Origin of the sequence: Microcoleus sp. B3-A4, from assembly GCF_036705385.1 — a bacterium.
GTDB lineage: Bacteria > Cyanobacteriota > Cyanobacteriia > Cyanobacteriales > Microcoleaceae > Microcoleus.
In genome coordinates, this window is the sequence record NZ_JAUBUI010000030.1 from 13877 (window position 1) to 29017 (window position 15141).

Below are 15141 nucleotides of genomic sequence, written 5' to 3' on the forward strand. Positions count from 1 at the left end.
CTGTCATAAACCAACAATATAATGAACCCGCCCCCTACATTGTTGGGATGCTCTCAAACATCAGGTTAATCTGGGTTATTGGTTGGGTGGGGGCGGGTTTTTATAGATTGTTTGTCAGCTTCAAATATTGTTGGTAAAACCCGCCCCTACAGACCATCGTCGGAGCGGGTTTTACCAACTATCTATGCCTGAAACCAACAATATAATAAACCCGCCCCCGCCCAAAGGTAAATCGGCCTCTACATTTTTTGAATGAGCTCGAACATCAGGTTAATCTGGGTTATTGGTTGGGAGTCTTACGGCAAATCAGTGCTCCCCATCAGATAAAGGTCGCACTCCCGGGCCACGCCGCGCCCTTCGTTAATTGCCCAAACCACCAAACTTTGTCCCCGGCGACAGTCACCAGCCGCGAAAACTCCCGGAATGCTGGTTGTATATTTTTCGTGTTCGGCTTTCACGTTGCTGCGGGCGTCCCGTTCCAATCCCAGGGCATCCAGCAAGGGCTGTTCCGGGCCGAGGAAGCCCATCGCTAGCAACACAAGCTGTGCGGGCAACACTTTTTCAGTGCCCGGGATGTGGTTTGGAATGAACTGCCCTTTCTCGTTTTTCGCCCACTCCACTTCAACGGTGTGCACAGCTTTGACATTGCCGTTTTCGTCGCCCTCGAAGTTTGTCGCCGTGGTGAGATAGCCGCGGGGGTCGTCGCCGAATTTGGCTGCTGCTTCTTCTTGGCCGTAGTCGAGGCGGTAGACTTTTGGCCATTCGGGCCAGGGATTGTTGGCGGCGCGTTCCGAGGGCGGTTTGGGCAGGATTTCTAGCTGTACGAGGCTTTTGCAGCCGTGGCGGATGGAGGTGCCCACGCAGTCGGTGCCGGTGTCGCCGCCGCCGATGATCACGATATCTTTCCCTTCGGCGGAGATGAAGTTATCGTTGGTGCTCTTGTCTAAAACTGCCTTGGTGTTGGCTGTCAGGAAGTCCATTGCGAAGTGGATGCCTTTTAATTCCCGGCCGGGGATGCCCAAGTCGCGGGGTTTGGTGGCGCCGGTACAGAGCACAACTGAGTCGTATTCTTTTAGCAGTTGTTCTGCTGGCAAGTCTTTGCCGACTTCGGTGTTGCACACGAATGTCACGCCTTCGTCTTCAAGGACTTTCAGGCGGCGCATTACGACTTGTTCTTTGTCTAGCTTCATGTTGGGGATGCCATACATTAGCAGGCCACCTGGTCGATCAGCTCTTTCGTATACTGTTACCCAATGACCGGCTTTGTTGAGTTGCGCGGCGGCGGACAAACCTGCAGGCCCGGAACCGATAACGGCGATTTTTTTGCCGGTGCGTTTGGCGGGTGGTTCGGCGGTAATCCAGCCTTCGTCCCAGCCTTTGTCGATAATTGCGGCTTCGATGTTTTTAATCGTCACCGGCGGGTTGTTGATGCCGAGCACGCAAGCGCCTTCGCAGGGTGCGGGACAGACGCGGCCGGTGAATTCGGGGAAGTTGTTGGTTTTGTGGAGTCTGTCTAGGGCTTCTTTCCACAGTCCGCGATATACTAGGTCGTTCCATTCGGGGATGAGGTTGTTAATCGGGCAGCCGCTTGCCATGCCGCTGATAATTGTGCCCGTGTGGCAAAACGGAATGCCGCAGTCCATGCAGCGCGCCCCTTGGGTGCGGAGTTTGTCCTCATCCATTGGCAGGTGAAATTCGTCCCAGTTGTGGACTCTCTCGACTGGTGAGAGTTCGGAGGGCAATTCGCGCAAGAATTCGATAAAGCCTGTTGGTTTTCCCATAGTGGTGTTCTGGTTAGAATTTACTATTCTGTCAGTTTCTCAAAGGTGAAGCTGGCGGGCTTCTGAATTAACTATTGTGATCTAAATTGTGTGCGATCGCACCTCAGATTGAGCAATTCCTACCTGAAATCTTCAATATCGCCGGGAGTCGGGGAATTGTCGCCAGCCGTAAAATATAGAGCTACAGCAAAGAAACCGGGTTTTTTACGGGGATTAAAGGTTTTAAAGGTTTTGATGCAGTATTTTCGTCAATCAAACCCGGTTTCTGCATAATTTCAGCATTGCTTACTCTGGGACGATCGCACGTCACCGATAATCCCACATCTGCAAACGCTGACGGTTAACTCTTCGGGCCCGCCAGCGTCAACTTTGAAGCGCAGTCACCATCAGGAGGGCATCGAAATACAATACAAAAAGTTACAGGTGTTGCAAAATATTATTTTAAAGATATACTACTGTAAATCGGTCAGATAAGCGGGGTTAGCTTGGCTAACTCCTGAAATAGGTAAATAAACTCATGAGCATTACAATTCAGAACGTATCCAAACACTTCGGCTCCTTCCACGCAATTGACAACGTGAATTTGGAAATTAAAAAGGGATCTTTAGTCGCGCTGTTGGGGCCTTCCGGTTCCGGGAAATCGACTCTGCTGAGGATGATCGCGGGGCTAGAACCGCCGGACAGCGGTCAGATTTACCTGATCGGTGAAAATGCTACTCATCAGTCGGTGCAGGATAGGCATATCGGTTTTGTGTTTCAGCACTACGCTTTATTTAAACACATGAGTATTAGGAAAAATATAGCTTTTGCGATGGAGATTCGCAAAGTTCCTAAAGGCTCTATTAGCAGGCGGGTTGATGAACTTTTGGATTTAGTGCAGTTGACAGGTTTGGGCGATCGCTATCCTTCGCAACTTTCCGGCGGCCAGCGGCAGCGGGTGGCATTGGCGAGAGCTCTAGCAGTTCAACCGAAAGTGCTGCTGCTAGACGAACCTTTTGGAGCATTAGATGCTAAAGTCCGCAAAGAATTGCGATCGTGGCTGCACAACCTTCACAAAGAAGTTAACATCACCACAGTTTTTGTGACTCACGACCAAGAAGAAGCTATGGAAGTAGCCGATGAAATTGTGGTGATGAACAAAGGTAGAGTCGAACAAGTTGGCACTCCTGCTGAAATTTACGACAAACCGGCATCAGCTTTTGTGATGAGTTTTATTGGGCCAGTCAATGTGCTGTCGAATGCTGCGGGTTTGTTCGCCAGCAACGCCTCAACGCCTCGCCATAATGGAGCCGCTCATTCGGACGTAGTGTTTTTGCGTCCCCACGACGTGGAAATTAAAACTAAGCCGGAGTCTGGTTTTTCATTAGCAACAGTCAGCCGCATCATTCATTTAGGGCGGGAAATACAAACCGAGTTAGTGTTAGAATCCGAGCAGGTAGTAACAGCTTACGTGAGTCGCGAGCGCTTCGATTCTCTAAAATTAACACGAGATCAGCAGGTTTACGTAAAGCCCAAACACGCGATGACTTTCCCTGCTTATTCAATTTAAATCAGCGGCTGCATCTTACTCAAAATACTATCCGGGATCTTCTACAAAACACTGCTCCCACATCGTTACCAGGCTCGTGCCTGGTAATGCTGTCTCGTGGCTCTAAATCGGAGGCAGAGCCTCCTGAAATTCATTCCCAGGCAGAGCCTGAGAACGAGAAAAACGAGAAATCCCAGGCAGAGCCTGGAAGAACTAGAAAAAAGATAGGTGAAGAATATGACTGCTAACAAATTCAAGAATTTAGCAACTAGCACTTTACTTAGTTATCGCCGTTACATCCAGGCAGGATTAACACTTTGTGCAGGATTAGGATTGTCTGCGATCGCTTCTTCAGTCGCGTACAATTGGGAATATAAATCCATGCAAGCCGAACTGCAAGACCGCCTGGACAAAATAGCTACAGACATTCAGAAAGATGTTAGCGGTAATTTAGAAATAATTCGGGCTGCGGGAGCATTTTACAGCGTATTTGACGGCGTTAAAAAACCAGAAATGAAGACATTTGTTGGTTCAGCCCTCTACCGCCATCCGAGCCTAAAGGCGATCGCTTGGCTGCCCCGTTTTTCAGGCTCTCCGCAATTTATGACAGAGGAAATAGCTTTAAGCTTAGATTTAACTGCCAATCGGCTAGCGTTAGAAAACGCCACAAAAAGACAAGAAATTATTGCGACCGATCGCCAAAAATTGCCCTCACAAAATCACCCTGGCGTCTTCGTCTTCCTGCCAATCTTTAGTCCCACTTATCCGGGCGATACCGCAGAGTTGCAGCAAAATTTAGCTGCTACAGAGCCAGAAAATTTGAAAGGTTTTGCTTTCGGAATTTTGCTCATTGATGCTATTGTTAAGTCGGCTTTACAGGAAACTCAACTCAACTTTGTTAATGTGTATCTTCAAGATGCTATGGCTCCTGAGTCAGAAAAATTTCTTGCTTTTTACGAAGCGAAGACAAAAAGGATAATTACCGACGAAAATATTAAAAATAAACTCCCGCTTGGGGAAAGAGCGTACTGCCCGGACGGCAGCAGTTGTAGCCGCATTCTCAATATTGAAAATCGCCGATGGTTGCTGCAACTGCGGCTAACGCCAGAGTACATTAATCCTCTAACATTTTGGCGTTCTTTGACTGTTTTAATTTTGGGGACAATCTTAAGTTGGGCAGCGACACTTTATCTCATGAGCTTGTGGAATTATACCGATCGAATTGAAAAAGTAGCAGCAGAACGCACGGCTAAATCTAAACAGCTAGAGCAAACGTTGCAAGAGTTGCAGGAAACTCAAAGTCAACTGATTCAGCAGGAAAAAATGTCTAGTTTGGGTTTATTAGTTGCTGGTGTTGCCCACGAAGTCAACAATCCTATTAGTTTTATTTACGGCAATATCCACCACGCCAGCGAATATACTAGGGATTTGTTCGAGTTGGTAAAACTTTACCAAAAAAACTATTTATCCCCTCCCTCGGAAATTTCAGAGTATTTGAAAAATATTGACTTGGACTTTCTCAGCAAGGATTTGCCGCAACTGCTGTCCTCGATGAAAATAGGAGCCGAGCGCATTGTTCAAATCGTCCAATCTTTGCGGAATTTCTCTCGCTTAGACGAAAGCGAAATGAAACCTGTCAACATCCATGAAGGCATTGACAGCACTCTGCTAATTCTGCAAAGTCGCCTGAAAGCTACAGCCGATCGCCCGCCGATCGAGATTGTTAAAAACTACAGCAATTTACCTTTAGTAGAGTGCTATGCCGGACAATTAAATCAGGTGTTCATGAATATTCTGGCTAATGCGATCGACGCCCTTGAGAGTTACAACCTCGATCGCGGACCCGAAGCAGCGGAAGCCCATCCGATCGCGATCGCCATAACCACACAATATTCAAGTCCTGACAAAATAATTGTGCGGATATCTGACAACGGCCCCGGTATGGCAGAAAATGTCAAAAAACGGCTGTTTGACCCATTCTTTACGACGAAACCAGTAGGAAAAGGGACAGGATTGGGACTGTCAATCAGCTATAAAATTATCGTAGAAAAGCACAAAGGTACGCTGCGCTGCGATTCGACACCGGGATTGGGGACGGAATTCTCGATCGAGATTCCCCTGCGCCAAGAAGTCAGACAAGCTGTACCGTTTGTTTCGCGGAAAATATCGGAGGCAGCTTAGAAAGGGCTGGGGAAGGAAAATTTTTTTCCCATTAACTACTGTAATTCGGTCGGGTTATAGTATTATATGTAATAATGCCAAAACCAATACTGCTTTATGCAGCTTAAACGGTTGGCACTGCCGATACTGTATAACCCAAGCACGGCGAGACTAAATATGTTCAGTGACTTGCAAATTATTTACGAACGCGACCCCGCGGCGCGCAACTGGCTGGAAGTATTATTTTGCTATCCCGGACTGCAAGCACTTTTTTTGCACCGGATAGCACACTGGCTTTATTCCGCTGGCCTGCCGTTTGTACCGCGCTTGATTTCCCAACTGAGTCGCTTTTTAACAGGTATTGAGATTCACCCAGGTGCGACAATTGGTAGGGGCGTGTTTATCGACCACGGCATGGGAGTGGTAATTGGCGAAACTGCGATCGTTGGAGATTATGCTGTAATTTATCAAGGAGCGACAATTGGCGGCACGGGTAAAGAAATAGGAAAACGGCATCCGACGCTGGGAGAAAATGTAGTTGTGGGAGCCGGTGCTAAAGTTTTAGGCAATATTCAAATTGGCAATAATGTTCGGATTGGTGCGGGTTCGGTAGTGCTGCGGGATGTCCCTAGCGATTGCACAGTTGTGGGAATTCCCGGTCGCATTATCTCTCGGAAAAAGCAGGTGGAGGATCCTCTAAATTCTCAAGGTCTACCGGATTTGGAAGCTCAAGCGATTCGAGCTTTGTTCGATAGAATTAAGGATTTAGAAGAGCAGGTTGATTTTTTAAAGTCTCAATTATCTCCGCTCAAAACCACTCACTCAGAGCAAGCAGAGGTCGAAAAACATGAATTATTCTTGTCTTCTGATTTATTTATCACACAGTTTTTAGACGGTGCAGGAATCTAGTAAAGCTTTAATTTATATAGATTTTTTCCCGCAACACTATCGTGCTGCAATGTACGAAATAAACTTGATTCCTTCAGTAACTGACTATGACTATTGCTTCTATTTCCACTAAAACTTTTGATGAAACGAGCAGACATATATTTTCTCGTCGCTCGCACTTGCCCAACAGAAGCAATGCTCTGTGGCGAATTGAAACTGGAGTAGTGCGAACTGTAACGTGGCTTGAAGATGGCACAATTATCACCTTGGGATTGTGGGGGCCTGGTGATACGATCGGCAAACCGATCTCAAAATGCGATCCTTTTCAAATTGAATGCCTCACTAAAGTCGAAGCAATTTTACTATCGGGCGAGCGCTGGCTAAATAGAGATATTTTGCTCCGTCACATTCAGCAGGCTGAAGACTTTATGGTAATGCGAGGTTACAAAAGAGTTGATTTTATGCTCTATCAACTATTAACCTGGCTGGCTAAGAGGTTTGGTTCTGAGGTAGAGCAAGGACATCTAATCGATATGATTTTAACGCATCAGGACATCGCAGAAATTATCGGTACAAGTCGCGTAACTGTCACTCGCACCCTGGGTCATTTTGAGCAGCAAGGCTTGATCGATCGTCTGCCGCTCCACCGGATTATTCTACAACCTTCTGAGGTGTGGCATTACGAAATATAAAAAAACGATATTAAATGTTAATAGTTTACGGTTGCCGATGTAGGTGGTAGGAATGCGGTGCAAAAGAAATTTTTCGCTGACAATGCGATATCCGAGCAAATTCAGAGTTTTCTAGACAACAGATAATTTGTATCGAATTTGCGTTAATTAAATTTTTTCATCGACTTGTCAATAAGTTCAAAAACAAGGGCGACATCGCACTTGCTTTTTTCTTTGTGTTGATTTCTTTCTTCTCACTGCCAACAGATGCGATATCTCGCACCTGTTGACTGCCGTTAAGTAGGCGAGTATGAATAAACTTAACGATGACACAGCATATATCCGCCTACCTACTTAGCAGTTACTTTAAGGGGGCGGTATTGCCTGTAAAATACTCGCTCCCTGCAACATTTGAGACTCTCCTGCTCTACCCGCTTCGGGGTATTCCCAAGACGGTGCAAAGGGCGGAACCAAGAAGGGGCAAGCTTTCCACGCACCCTGTACCCCCACGCCGAGCATCAGGCAGTTTCCGCCTCTGTGCCCGTGCTGCTCGTAATACCGACAGTGCCGACAACTTAAACCTACATTTACGTTGCTCACGGGATTTCTCCAACCGTTTTTGTAATAAAAATATACTAACATCTGTACACCTACCGGAATTGTGTACTATGATATAATGTACAATTTAAACTCGATCGCCAGTGGGGAATGTGGAACTATCTTCTAGAGTAGAATACGCCCTGTTAGCGCTCTTGGAACTGGCGAGCCACCACCCGAAGGATTCGCCCCTAACAGTAAACGAAATTACTGCTTCTCAAGAGATACCGGAACGCTATTTAGACCAAATTCTTGCCGTGCTGCGGCGTGCAAGTATTGTCCAGAGTCTGCGGGGCGCTAAAGGCGGTTATTTGCTAGCGAAAGAGCCTTGGCAGATTACTTTGCTAGAGGTGTTTTCGACTCTCGAAGGCGACGGCAGCGGCCAGACCCAAAAAGTTTCGGAATCTGTAACAATAGAAAAAACTTCGGTGCTAGAAATCTGGCAGGAAGCTCAACAGGCATCTTTGGCGGTTTTGGCCAAATACACATTACAAGATTTGTGCGAACAGCGGGATCTTCGCAAACAAGCACATCCCATGTACTACATTTAAAGGGAGAGAAATTAAGCCATGAGAATTGCTAAGGATGTTACAGGAATAATTGGCAGAACTCCTTTAGTTCAGCTCAATAAAATTCCCCAAGCCGAAGGAGTAGTTGCTCAAATTGTGGCCAAATTGGAAGGGATGAATCCGGCTGCTTCGGTGAAAGATCGGATTGCGGCGAGCATGATTCAGGCTGCAGAAGAGGCGGGGTTAATTCAACCCGGGAAAACTATTTTAGTTGAACCGACTTCAGGCAATACTGGAATTGCTTTGGCAATGATCGCGGCGGCGAAAGGCTACCGTCTGATTTTAACTATGCCGGATACGATGAGTACGGAACGCCGATCGATGCTGAAAGCTTACGGAGCTCAGTTGGAATTGACGCCCGGACATGAAGGGATGTTAAGCGCGATCGCCCGTGCGGAAGAAATTGTAGAAGAAACCCCCGATGCTTTCATGCTGCAACAGTTTCGCAACCCCGCTAATCCAAAAATTCACCGTGAAACAACGGCCGAGGAAATTTGGGAAGATACAGAGGGTAAAGTAGATTTTTTAGTTGCTGGAGTTGGCACCGGCGGTACGATTACTGGAGTTGCTGAAGTAATTAAACCGCGAAAGTCTAGTTTTAGGGTAATTGCAGTTGAACCCGCAAGCAGCCCCGTGCTTTCTGGAGGCAAATCCGGTGCTCACAAAATTCAAGGGATTGGTGCAGGATTCATCCCGGAAGTTTTGAAACCAGAGTTAATTGATGAAACAATAGCAGTTAGCGACGCAGATGCGATCGCTTACAGCCGTCGGCTTGCCAGAGAAGAAGGATTGTTGTCAGGAATTTCTGCTGGCGCCGCTTTGTGTGCCGCAATTCAACTCGGCAAGCGTCCCGAAAATGCTGGAAAATTGATAGTTTTTGTGCAGCCTTCTTATGGTGAACGCTACCTCAGTACAGCCTTGTTCAAAGATTTAGAATTGCCGACGATCCGCGAACTCGAATCATTAGTCAGCAATTATTAAATTGTAGGTTGGGCGATCGCCCCTCCTGCGGCATTGATATCAGCTTAACCCGAAAGACCGGCAGGGGTTTAAACCCCTGCCGGACTGCAGCGAAAGCGCATATTTGTTGACAGCAATACTCCTGACCTTACCCTACTTTTCAGACTTGATACAGCTTCCAACTAGCCATCGCCAACATTCCGTAAATAACAAACTTTAGCGGGCGTTGAGGCATAATTTGGCACAATTTAGCACCCACTAAAACTCCCGGCACCGAACCCAACCAAATCGGCAAAACTAAACTCCAGTCTACCGTTCCGAGGCTGAGGTGTCCTAGAGATGTAAACATCAACAAAATTGCCGCCTGCGAAATATCTGTACCCACCAATTTAGAAGTATCCAGGCGGAAAAAAGCAATCAGCAACAGTGCAAACATCGAACCGGAAGACACGCTAGTGATTCCCACTATGCACCCTAAAATTGCTGCCGCACTCACAGTACAAATACGGCCATAATTAGTATTTAAGTCCCATTTAGCGGGCGAAGGCAATTTAAAACTAGGAAAAAATGTTTTGACCACTAATTGGGTCAGGGATAAAACGACAACTAGGGCGATCCCTACTCCGAGAACACGCAGCAATATGCTGTCTAAGTCCTGACTTCCGCTGGATTTGATGCAGTGTAAAATCCACACGCCAGTCAGCGAACCGGGTACGCTCCCCAAAGCCAGCCATTTAACTACTTGCAAGTCGAGGGTCTTTTGCTGCCAGTGTTTGAAGCCGCCAACAACTTTCATCAGTGTAGCAGCTACAACATCAGAACTAATAGCAATTGATGCTGGGATTTGGAAAACAAAAATTAACATTGGGGTGATGAGCGACGCTCCGCCAACTCCGGTCAAACCAACGATAATGCCCACAAAAAAGCTGAGAAAGGATAGTAATAAGTAGTTCACGGTTATGCCCAAAGACTGTGTATTTAAGCGCTGCCAACCAACAAATAGATAACTTGGGTGGCTACAACAACACAGCTACACAGGCTAAATATCACTTGCATTTCAATATAGGTAGCCAGAAATTTTGCTTTTCAACCATTGAAATTTACCGGGTGTTAAGCTACAAAAATCTTGGTAAAACTAAATAAATGCAAATAAACAAAACTACAAAAATTGTAGTGTAAAAGCTCCCTGATTTTCTTAAATGTACCTGTGTAACTGATTAAAAACCCTGAATTTATTTATGGGGTTTATATTCGGCTTTCTACCTTGAAGTGACGAGCGTCACAGGTAAAGCCGAGCTGAGTTTAACCGACTCCTTGTCGGCAAAGAAATCAGGAGTATCGAGAACATTAAAATGAATCAATGCCACGATGACAACAGTGAAGACAGTTGAAGAAACTAAACCCGTCAATAACTCTTTTTTGAGGTTTTTTTCATTGGGTTTGTCTGTAACAACATCTAAAGTTCCTAGCTGGATCAACAGAATTCCCACAATATTGGAAAGCCAGTAGCCGACAATTGTGCAAGGAAACAGTAAATCTGGGGAAAGCAAACTAAAGATATACCCAAAGGCGTAGGCAATTGGCAGATTGAAAAATATGTCGTTCCACCAACACAGCGGTGATAGCAAATATCCAATTGTCAGAAGCAACCCGCCTCTGATCTTTTTAAACCAGACTTCGTTAAAGCCCTTAGCTTCTGGCAACTGTTGGGTCAGTTGTCCTGCAAGCTGGTACTCTTCAATGACTTTTTTAGCGTTTTCCACGTTAATAGCTCATTACTCGATCGACTAACCGTAGTTTAACAGCCCAAAGCGGTTATGTCTAGTAAGTCAATCTAGTTACCGTATTTTGTGGGAGCGGCTAAATATACTTTGTTTCAGGTACAAAAATATCTATCCGGAAGAGGTTGTTGAGAATGCTGGTTAGTGGTAGTTTAGGCGCCGATCGAGAAATTGAAAGTTTCAGGCAAATGCTTGACTGTTTGCCAAAGATATGCAGTGTCGATGCCCCAGTAAAATTGCAGGTAAAGCAGCAAAAGCCCGATCGCGACTGTCACGCCCAGCAATTTAGGGACTATTTTCGCGACAGTCTCCAGCACTACGAATGCTGCCCAGATAGCAGCAGCTAAGATGATAATGGAAGCGATCGTGGCAACTATATCGCTGTTCATGGTTAACTCCTGTTGACAATCAATCGGGTATTACAAAACTACTTGGGCTGACGGCGCCTGCAAAGATAAAATAAATTACTCCAATCCCCAATAAGCCGACAGCCGAACTGAAAACGAATATCAACCAATCTGACGGTTCGTAGGTATCCTCGTCAATTTGGCGGCGAACGGTGAAGTAGTGCAAAGTTGAGATTAAGACTGTCGCCAAACCTATTAGAGAGAAGATTAAACCCAACTTCCACCCCATCCCCAGGCGGTACTGTACGGGCATTTGCACGACGCGAAGTCGGACGATGATGACGCCAAAACCCATGAGGGCGACCGCAGCCCGCATCCATGCTAAGAAGGTTCGCTCATTTGCCGATCGATCGATCGCCCGGGACAGATTTTGCTGTTTTCGTTTCTCATCATCTACTTGCATCGGTTGGAACGATAATTGCACGCGATCGAACTCTTGAAGATTGATATAAAACCGGCGCCATTATTCTGGTGCCATCAAACCTTCTAAGCTAGAAGGAATAGTGAACATATAATAAATTACGCCAGCCCCTAGGAGGGCGATCGCGAGGCTGAAAAGAATTACCCAGCGATCGGTAGGTTCATAAGTATCGTAATCGATATCCTCGCGGACGCCGAAGTAGTGCTTAGTGGATAATAGCACCGTCAGCAAACCCACTGTTGAAAAAAGCAAACCCAACTTCCAACCATTGCCCGGAGTTGGCAGCATAGGGGGATGAAAGGCGCGAAGGCGCACGATAACTACGCCAAAACCCATCAGCGATATTGCTGTCCGCATCCATGCTAAATAAGTGCGCTCGTTGGCCAAGTGATCCCGCACCCGCGACGGATTTGGTCGCTTAATCTTTTCTGTATTTACTTTCGTGGATTTCCAATTTAATAGCATAGATAAACCTTTTAATTTTAACGCCTTAATTTTAGCGCCAAATTAAGAAGGGAAACCGATCTATTTTCGCTGGGACGATTATCCGCCAGGGGAGCGATCCCCGGCGGGTTCTTGCGTTGCAACGGGCTTTACACAGCCGATCGCATTACAACTTCACCAAAACTAATCATTTTCCTCAGTAGGTGCGTTGGGAAGTTGCGAATCTATGTAAGCCTGAGTCACATCAGGAACAAACCAATTCGCATCCCCAGGCTGGAAAACCTGAGCAGTAGGAACGTTGAATTCTACAGCCCCCGTATCGGGATTCGCTCTCGCTACCACTTGAGTTCCGTCAACTATCTTAACAGCTAGACCGCCCGTCAATTCTTCTGAAGGTTGATCGGTCGCTCTTAAATCGGTTGCTTTGATATCGCTGGGTAGAAAAATCCCATCGCAATCCCATTTATGTTCAGTTGTTTGGCCGTCAGCTAGAAAATACAGGGCATTCTCGTAAGAAGAGTCCGCTGCTTTTTTGCCTTTCGGGCCGTAGACAGCCAGGGTTTTTCCTGTCTCGTTGCGGCACTGACCCCAAGGTTTTCCCGTTTCTAAAGTGTATTTTTGAAACTCCAATTGAGAGATTTTTTTGTGGAGTTCCTGAGGGCTATAATTCTGGGCGGTATCGGGTGAGTCTTTCGCAGCCTTGAGAGTGTTCAGAGCTTCTGTCAGAGCTTCACTCACCTCTATGTAGTCGGGATTGCTCGCATATCTCGGCGTTTTTGGAGCGTCGGCCCAGGAGGGAGGAACGAATACTAAATTGGCGGTAATTACCAAGAGCAGTAAAACAAATTTGAAGATTTTCACAATTTTTCTCCTTTTCTAGATGGTCAGGTTTTTTCCAACTTTCTGTTTGCTTGCTATTTTAGGACTTAGGCAAAAACCAGCTCTCTTTAACTTGTTTGCCTGAGCAGCCAAATTTGGCAGAATTGAAAAATCTGGTTTTTGAGCGTTATACCTATTGTCAAATTCAATCTGCGTGGGGTAGTGGTGAAGTGTTCGGGCGATATTTTAGGGATTCATCCTCAAGTTTTTAGCTTGGTTTGATTCACCACTACTACATAATTTCTTGATTCCAGAGGTATATTGTTGCCTAAGTCTGGCAATTGGCTAGCTCAAAAGATGGTTTCAATTTTCGTGAATACTTGAGGCTAAATTAGTTTGAAGCTGCTTTTAGCTTGGTCACTCACTTCATTATTAACTTAGCATATTTGTTGATAGATTTCAAGCGGTTTAGCGCGAGTTTTAAGCAAACAATTGTTAAGGACAAAGTGATGACTTAGGACTTATGACTTATGGCAAATTATCTACCTATAGAGGGATGGAAGTAGCGGAACATTGGCTAATCATTAGTTAGATTGAAAGGGCGGGAGCAGCCGATAACTACCACTTTCAATTAGGATGAATATCCCCAAACCAATCAAGACAAAAGGGACAACAGCCTTGGTATAGCGAGTCAAAATACGGGCGATCGCCTTTTGGCGAGTTAATCGGTAAGCGGCATAAGACCAAACACCTACCATCACCGAGAAAACCGCCAAAATCACTACCAAGCTCGGCAAATCGCTGCTAGCAAACAGCGGCAAATAAATACCTATGTTGTCACCCCCGTTAGCCACTGTTACCGCAGCCACATTCAAAGTTTGGGGGTTGAAAAGATTTGCTAATTTTGACACAGCAGATGAATTAGATTGACGTTTAAATTCGCCCGATACCGCTTGTACGTCATTTTCCTCATTTTCTCTCTTGACTAAGTGACTGATGCCGATCGCGATCGGAACCAAACCCAGCAAGCCAATCAAAGCTTTCGGCACAATTAAACCGCCAAAAAAACCCGGCAAACTAGCAGCGATGAGTGCTGCAAATCCGAGGTACTTACCCACAAAGATATGCCGGGGGCGGAAAGTATCATTTACCTGGGCGAAGAACAGCATCGAAAGCACCATATCGTCGATATTGGTTGCGGCAAAAGATGTAATCCCGGTAATAATCGCTGCTGCAATCCAATTCATGTGCTGTCCCTGCAATTTTTCTAGACTTCCGTTTCCCTGGCGTTACCTCTGCTCATAGTTATCAAACAGAAAGCACAACCGACTAAAGATATTATACTTAAAGTTGGGCTTGCCAGAGTGCCGCTTTTAACCAGAATCGCCATTCCCAATCCGATCAAAACAAAAGGTACTAATTGATTGCCGTAGCGAGTCAAAGTATCTGCGATCGCCGGCATCTGAATTAACCGATAAGCAGCGTAGCACCAAACGCCCACCATCCCGAAGAATACAGTGAGAACCACCGCCAAACTTTCTAAAGTATTGCTAGCAAAAAGCGGCACATATATCCCGATATTGTCGCCCCCATTTGCCACCGTCACCGCTGCTACGCTGTAAGTTTGAGGAGACAGAAAACTGCTAAAAAAAGATTTCTCAGATTGCTCTAATTCTGCCTCAGCTTCCGAATCGTCTGTTTCTGGATTCAGCAAGCGGCTAAGCCCGATCGCAATTGGCAGCAAACCCAGCATTCCGATCCAATCTGGGGGAAAGATTAAGCGGCCAAAAAAGCCGGGAAGGCTAACAAAAACCAGTGCAGTAAAACCCAGAAACTGGCCGAAGACGATATGCCTGCGCCGAAATACTGCATTCACCTGCGAGAAAAACAGCAACAGAATCAGAATATCGTCAAGATTCGTAGCCGTAAAAGCTGTCATTGCGGTAGAAATTGCTGTTACTAATTCATTCATTTCTCTGTCTCCTCAGATTTTTTATTTCGTTGTACTCGCTGGTATCGTATCTTAGAAACAGGCTCTCCGACCTGTTCCACACAAATTAAATTTTATTGTGGCCAGTTGCTCCTAGCCTGCCCTTGAAATGCTAATCGACAATC

The 15141-nt window shown here is 46.0% G+C and carries 16 protein-coding genes; 6 read left to right on the top strand and 10 right to left on the bottom strand.

Translation table 11 applies throughout. The annotated features are described in order from the left end of the window. Window positions 1-296: 296 nt before the first annotated feature. Window positions 297-1781 (bottom strand): glutamate synthase small subunit, encoded by a 1485-nt coding sequence (gene gltD, locus QUB33_RS14150; protein WP_333351259.1) that lies wholly within the window; start codon window positions 1779-1781, stop codon window positions 297-299. 517 nt (window positions 1782-2298) lie between these two features. Between gltD and QUB33_RS14155 the strand changes: the two genes are divergently transcribed. The 4 genes from QUB33_RS14155 to QUB33_RS14170 all read left to right on the top strand — a co-directional run bounded on the left by QUB33_RS14155 (window position 2299) and on the right by QUB33_RS14170 (window position 7049). Further along, window positions 2299-3330 (top strand): sulfate/molybdate ABC transporter ATP-binding protein, encoded by a 1032-nt coding sequence (locus QUB33_RS14155; RefSeq protein WP_333351260.1) that lies wholly within the window; start codon window positions 2299-2301, stop codon window positions 3328-3330. 216 nt (window positions 3331-3546) lie between these two features. Continuing rightward, a complete protein-coding gene (locus QUB33_RS14160) occupies window positions 3547-5490 on the top strand; it encodes an ATP-binding protein (RefSeq protein WP_333351261.1) in 1944 nt (647 codons plus the stop codon). Window positions 5491-5646: 156 nt separating this feature from the next. Further along, a complete protein-coding gene (gene cysE / locus QUB33_RS14165) occupies window positions 5647-6378 on the top strand; it encodes a serine O-acetyltransferase (protein WP_445299525.1) in 732 nt (243 codons plus the stop codon). Window positions 6379-6464: 86 nt separating this feature from the next. Next, window positions 6465-7049: a Crp/Fnr family transcriptional regulator gene (locus QUB33_RS14170; protein WP_333351263.1), complete on the top strand. Its 585-nt coding sequence runs from the start codon at window positions 6465-6467 to the stop codon at window positions 7047-7049. Window positions 7050-7394: 345 nt separating this feature from the next. Here the strand turns inward: QUB33_RS14170 and QUB33_RS14175 are convergent, their stop codons facing one another. Further along, entirely contained in the window at window positions 7395-7670 is a 276-nt protein-coding gene (locus QUB33_RS14175; protein ID WP_333351264.1) for a hypothetical protein, read from the bottom strand. 68 nt (window positions 7671-7738) lie between these two features. On the opposite strand from QUB33_RS14175, the gene QUB33_RS14180 reads away from it, so the two are divergent. Both QUB33_RS14180 and cysK read left to right on the top strand, forming a co-directional pair. Next, complete coding sequence (locus QUB33_RS14180) at window positions 7739-8176, top strand: Rrf2 family transcriptional regulator (RefSeq protein ID WP_333351265.1); 438 nt, start codon at window positions 7739-7741, stop codon at window positions 8174-8176. Between the two features lie 18 nt (window positions 8177-8194). Then, window positions 8195-9175, top strand: coding sequence for a cysteine synthase A (gene cysK / locus QUB33_RS14185; RefSeq protein WP_333351266.1), 981 nt, complete (start codon window positions 8195-8197; stop codon window positions 9173-9175). A gap of 139 nt (window positions 9176-9314) precedes the next feature. Here cysK and QUB33_RS14190 read toward each other — a convergent pair whose 3' ends face one another. The 8 genes from QUB33_RS14190 to QUB33_RS14225 form a co-directional block, all read right to left on the bottom strand. Then, entirely contained in the window at window positions 9315-10109 is a 795-nt protein-coding gene (locus QUB33_RS14190) for a sulfite exporter TauE/SafE family protein (RefSeq protein WP_333351267.1), read from the bottom strand. A gap of 304 nt (window positions 10110-10413) precedes the next feature. After that, window positions 10414-10917, bottom strand: a complete 504-nt coding sequence (locus QUB33_RS14195) for a hypothetical protein (protein WP_333351268.1) — start codon at window positions 10915-10917, stop codon at window positions 10414-10416. Window positions 10918-11087: 170 nt separating this feature from the next. Then, window positions 11088-11324 carry a hypothetical protein gene (locus QUB33_RS14200; RefSeq protein WP_333351269.1) on the bottom strand — a complete coding sequence of 79 codons (237 nt, stop codon included), beginning with the start codon at window positions 11322-11324 and terminating at the stop codon, window positions 11088-11090. A gap of 19 nt (window positions 11325-11343) precedes the next feature. After that, window positions 11344-11766, bottom strand: coding sequence for a DUF202 domain-containing protein (locus tag QUB33_RS14205; RefSeq protein ID WP_333351270.1), 423 nt, complete (start codon window positions 11764-11766; stop codon window positions 11344-11346). Window positions 11767-11805: 39 nt separating this feature from the next. Next, a complete protein-coding gene (locus QUB33_RS14210) occupies window positions 11806-12228 on the bottom strand; it encodes a DUF202 domain-containing protein (protein WP_333351271.1) in 423 nt (140 codons plus the stop codon). 162 nt (window positions 12229-12390) lie between these two features. Continuing rightward, window positions 12391-13068 carry a hypothetical protein gene (locus QUB33_RS14215; protein WP_333351272.1) on the bottom strand — a complete coding sequence of 226 codons (678 nt, stop codon included), beginning with the start codon at window positions 13066-13068 and terminating at the stop codon, window positions 12391-12393. A 542-nt stretch (window positions 13069-13610) separates the two neighbouring features. Further along, window positions 13611-14273: a cadmium resistance transporter gene (locus QUB33_RS14220; protein WP_333351273.1), complete on the bottom strand. Its 663-nt coding sequence runs from the start codon at window positions 14271-14273 to the stop codon at window positions 13611-13613. A 20-nt stretch (window positions 14274-14293) separates the two neighbouring features. After that, window positions 14294-14998: a cadmium resistance transporter gene (locus tag QUB33_RS14225; protein WP_333351274.1), complete on the bottom strand. Its 705-nt coding sequence runs from the start codon at window positions 14996-14998 to the stop codon at window positions 14294-14296. Between the last annotated feature and the right edge of the window lie 143 nt (window positions 14999-15141).

Bases quoted from the DNA above. Each gene is read 5' to 3' on its own strand.
- QUB33_RS14160 (WP_333351261.1), top strand. From the start codon at position 3,547: ATGACTGCTAACAAATTCAAGAATTTAGCAACTAGCACTTTACTTAGT.
- cysE (WP_445299525.1), top strand. From the start codon at position 5,647: ATGTTCAGTGACTTGCAAATTATTTACGAACGCGACCCCGCGGCGCGC.
- QUB33_RS14170 (WP_333351263.1), top strand. From the start codon at position 6,465: ATGACTATTGCTTCTATTTCCACTAAAACTTTTGATGAAACGAGCAGA.
- cysK (WP_333351266.1), top strand. From the start codon at position 8,195: ATGAGAATTGCTAAGGATGTTACAGGAATAATTGGCAGAACTCCTTTA.
- QUB33_RS14225 (WP_333351274.1), bottom strand. From the start codon at position 14,998: ATGAATGAATTAGTAACAGCAATTTCTACCGCAATGACAGCTTTTACG.
- gltD (WP_333351259.1), bottom strand. From the start codon at position 1,781: ATGGGAAAACCAACAGGCTTTATCGAATTCTTGCGCGAATTGCCCTCC.
- QUB33_RS14175 (WP_333351264.1), bottom strand. From the start codon at position 7,670: ATGTTAGTATATTTTTATTACAAAAACGGTTGGAGAAATCCCGTGAGC.
- QUB33_RS14210 (WP_333351271.1), bottom strand. From the start codon at position 12,228: ATGCTATTAAATTGGAAATCCACGAAAGTAAATACAGAAAAGATTAAG.
- QUB33_RS14220 (WP_333351273.1), bottom strand. From the start codon at position 14,273: ATGAATTGGATTGCAGCAGCGATTATTACCGGGATTACATCTTTTGCC.
- QUB33_RS14200 (WP_333351269.1), bottom strand. From the start codon at position 11,324: ATGAACAGCGATATAGTTGCCACGATCGCTTCCATTATCATCTTAGCT.
- QUB33_RS14155 (WP_333351260.1), top strand. From the start codon at position 2,299: ATGAGCATTACAATTCAGAACGTATCCAAACACTTCGGCTCCTTCCAC.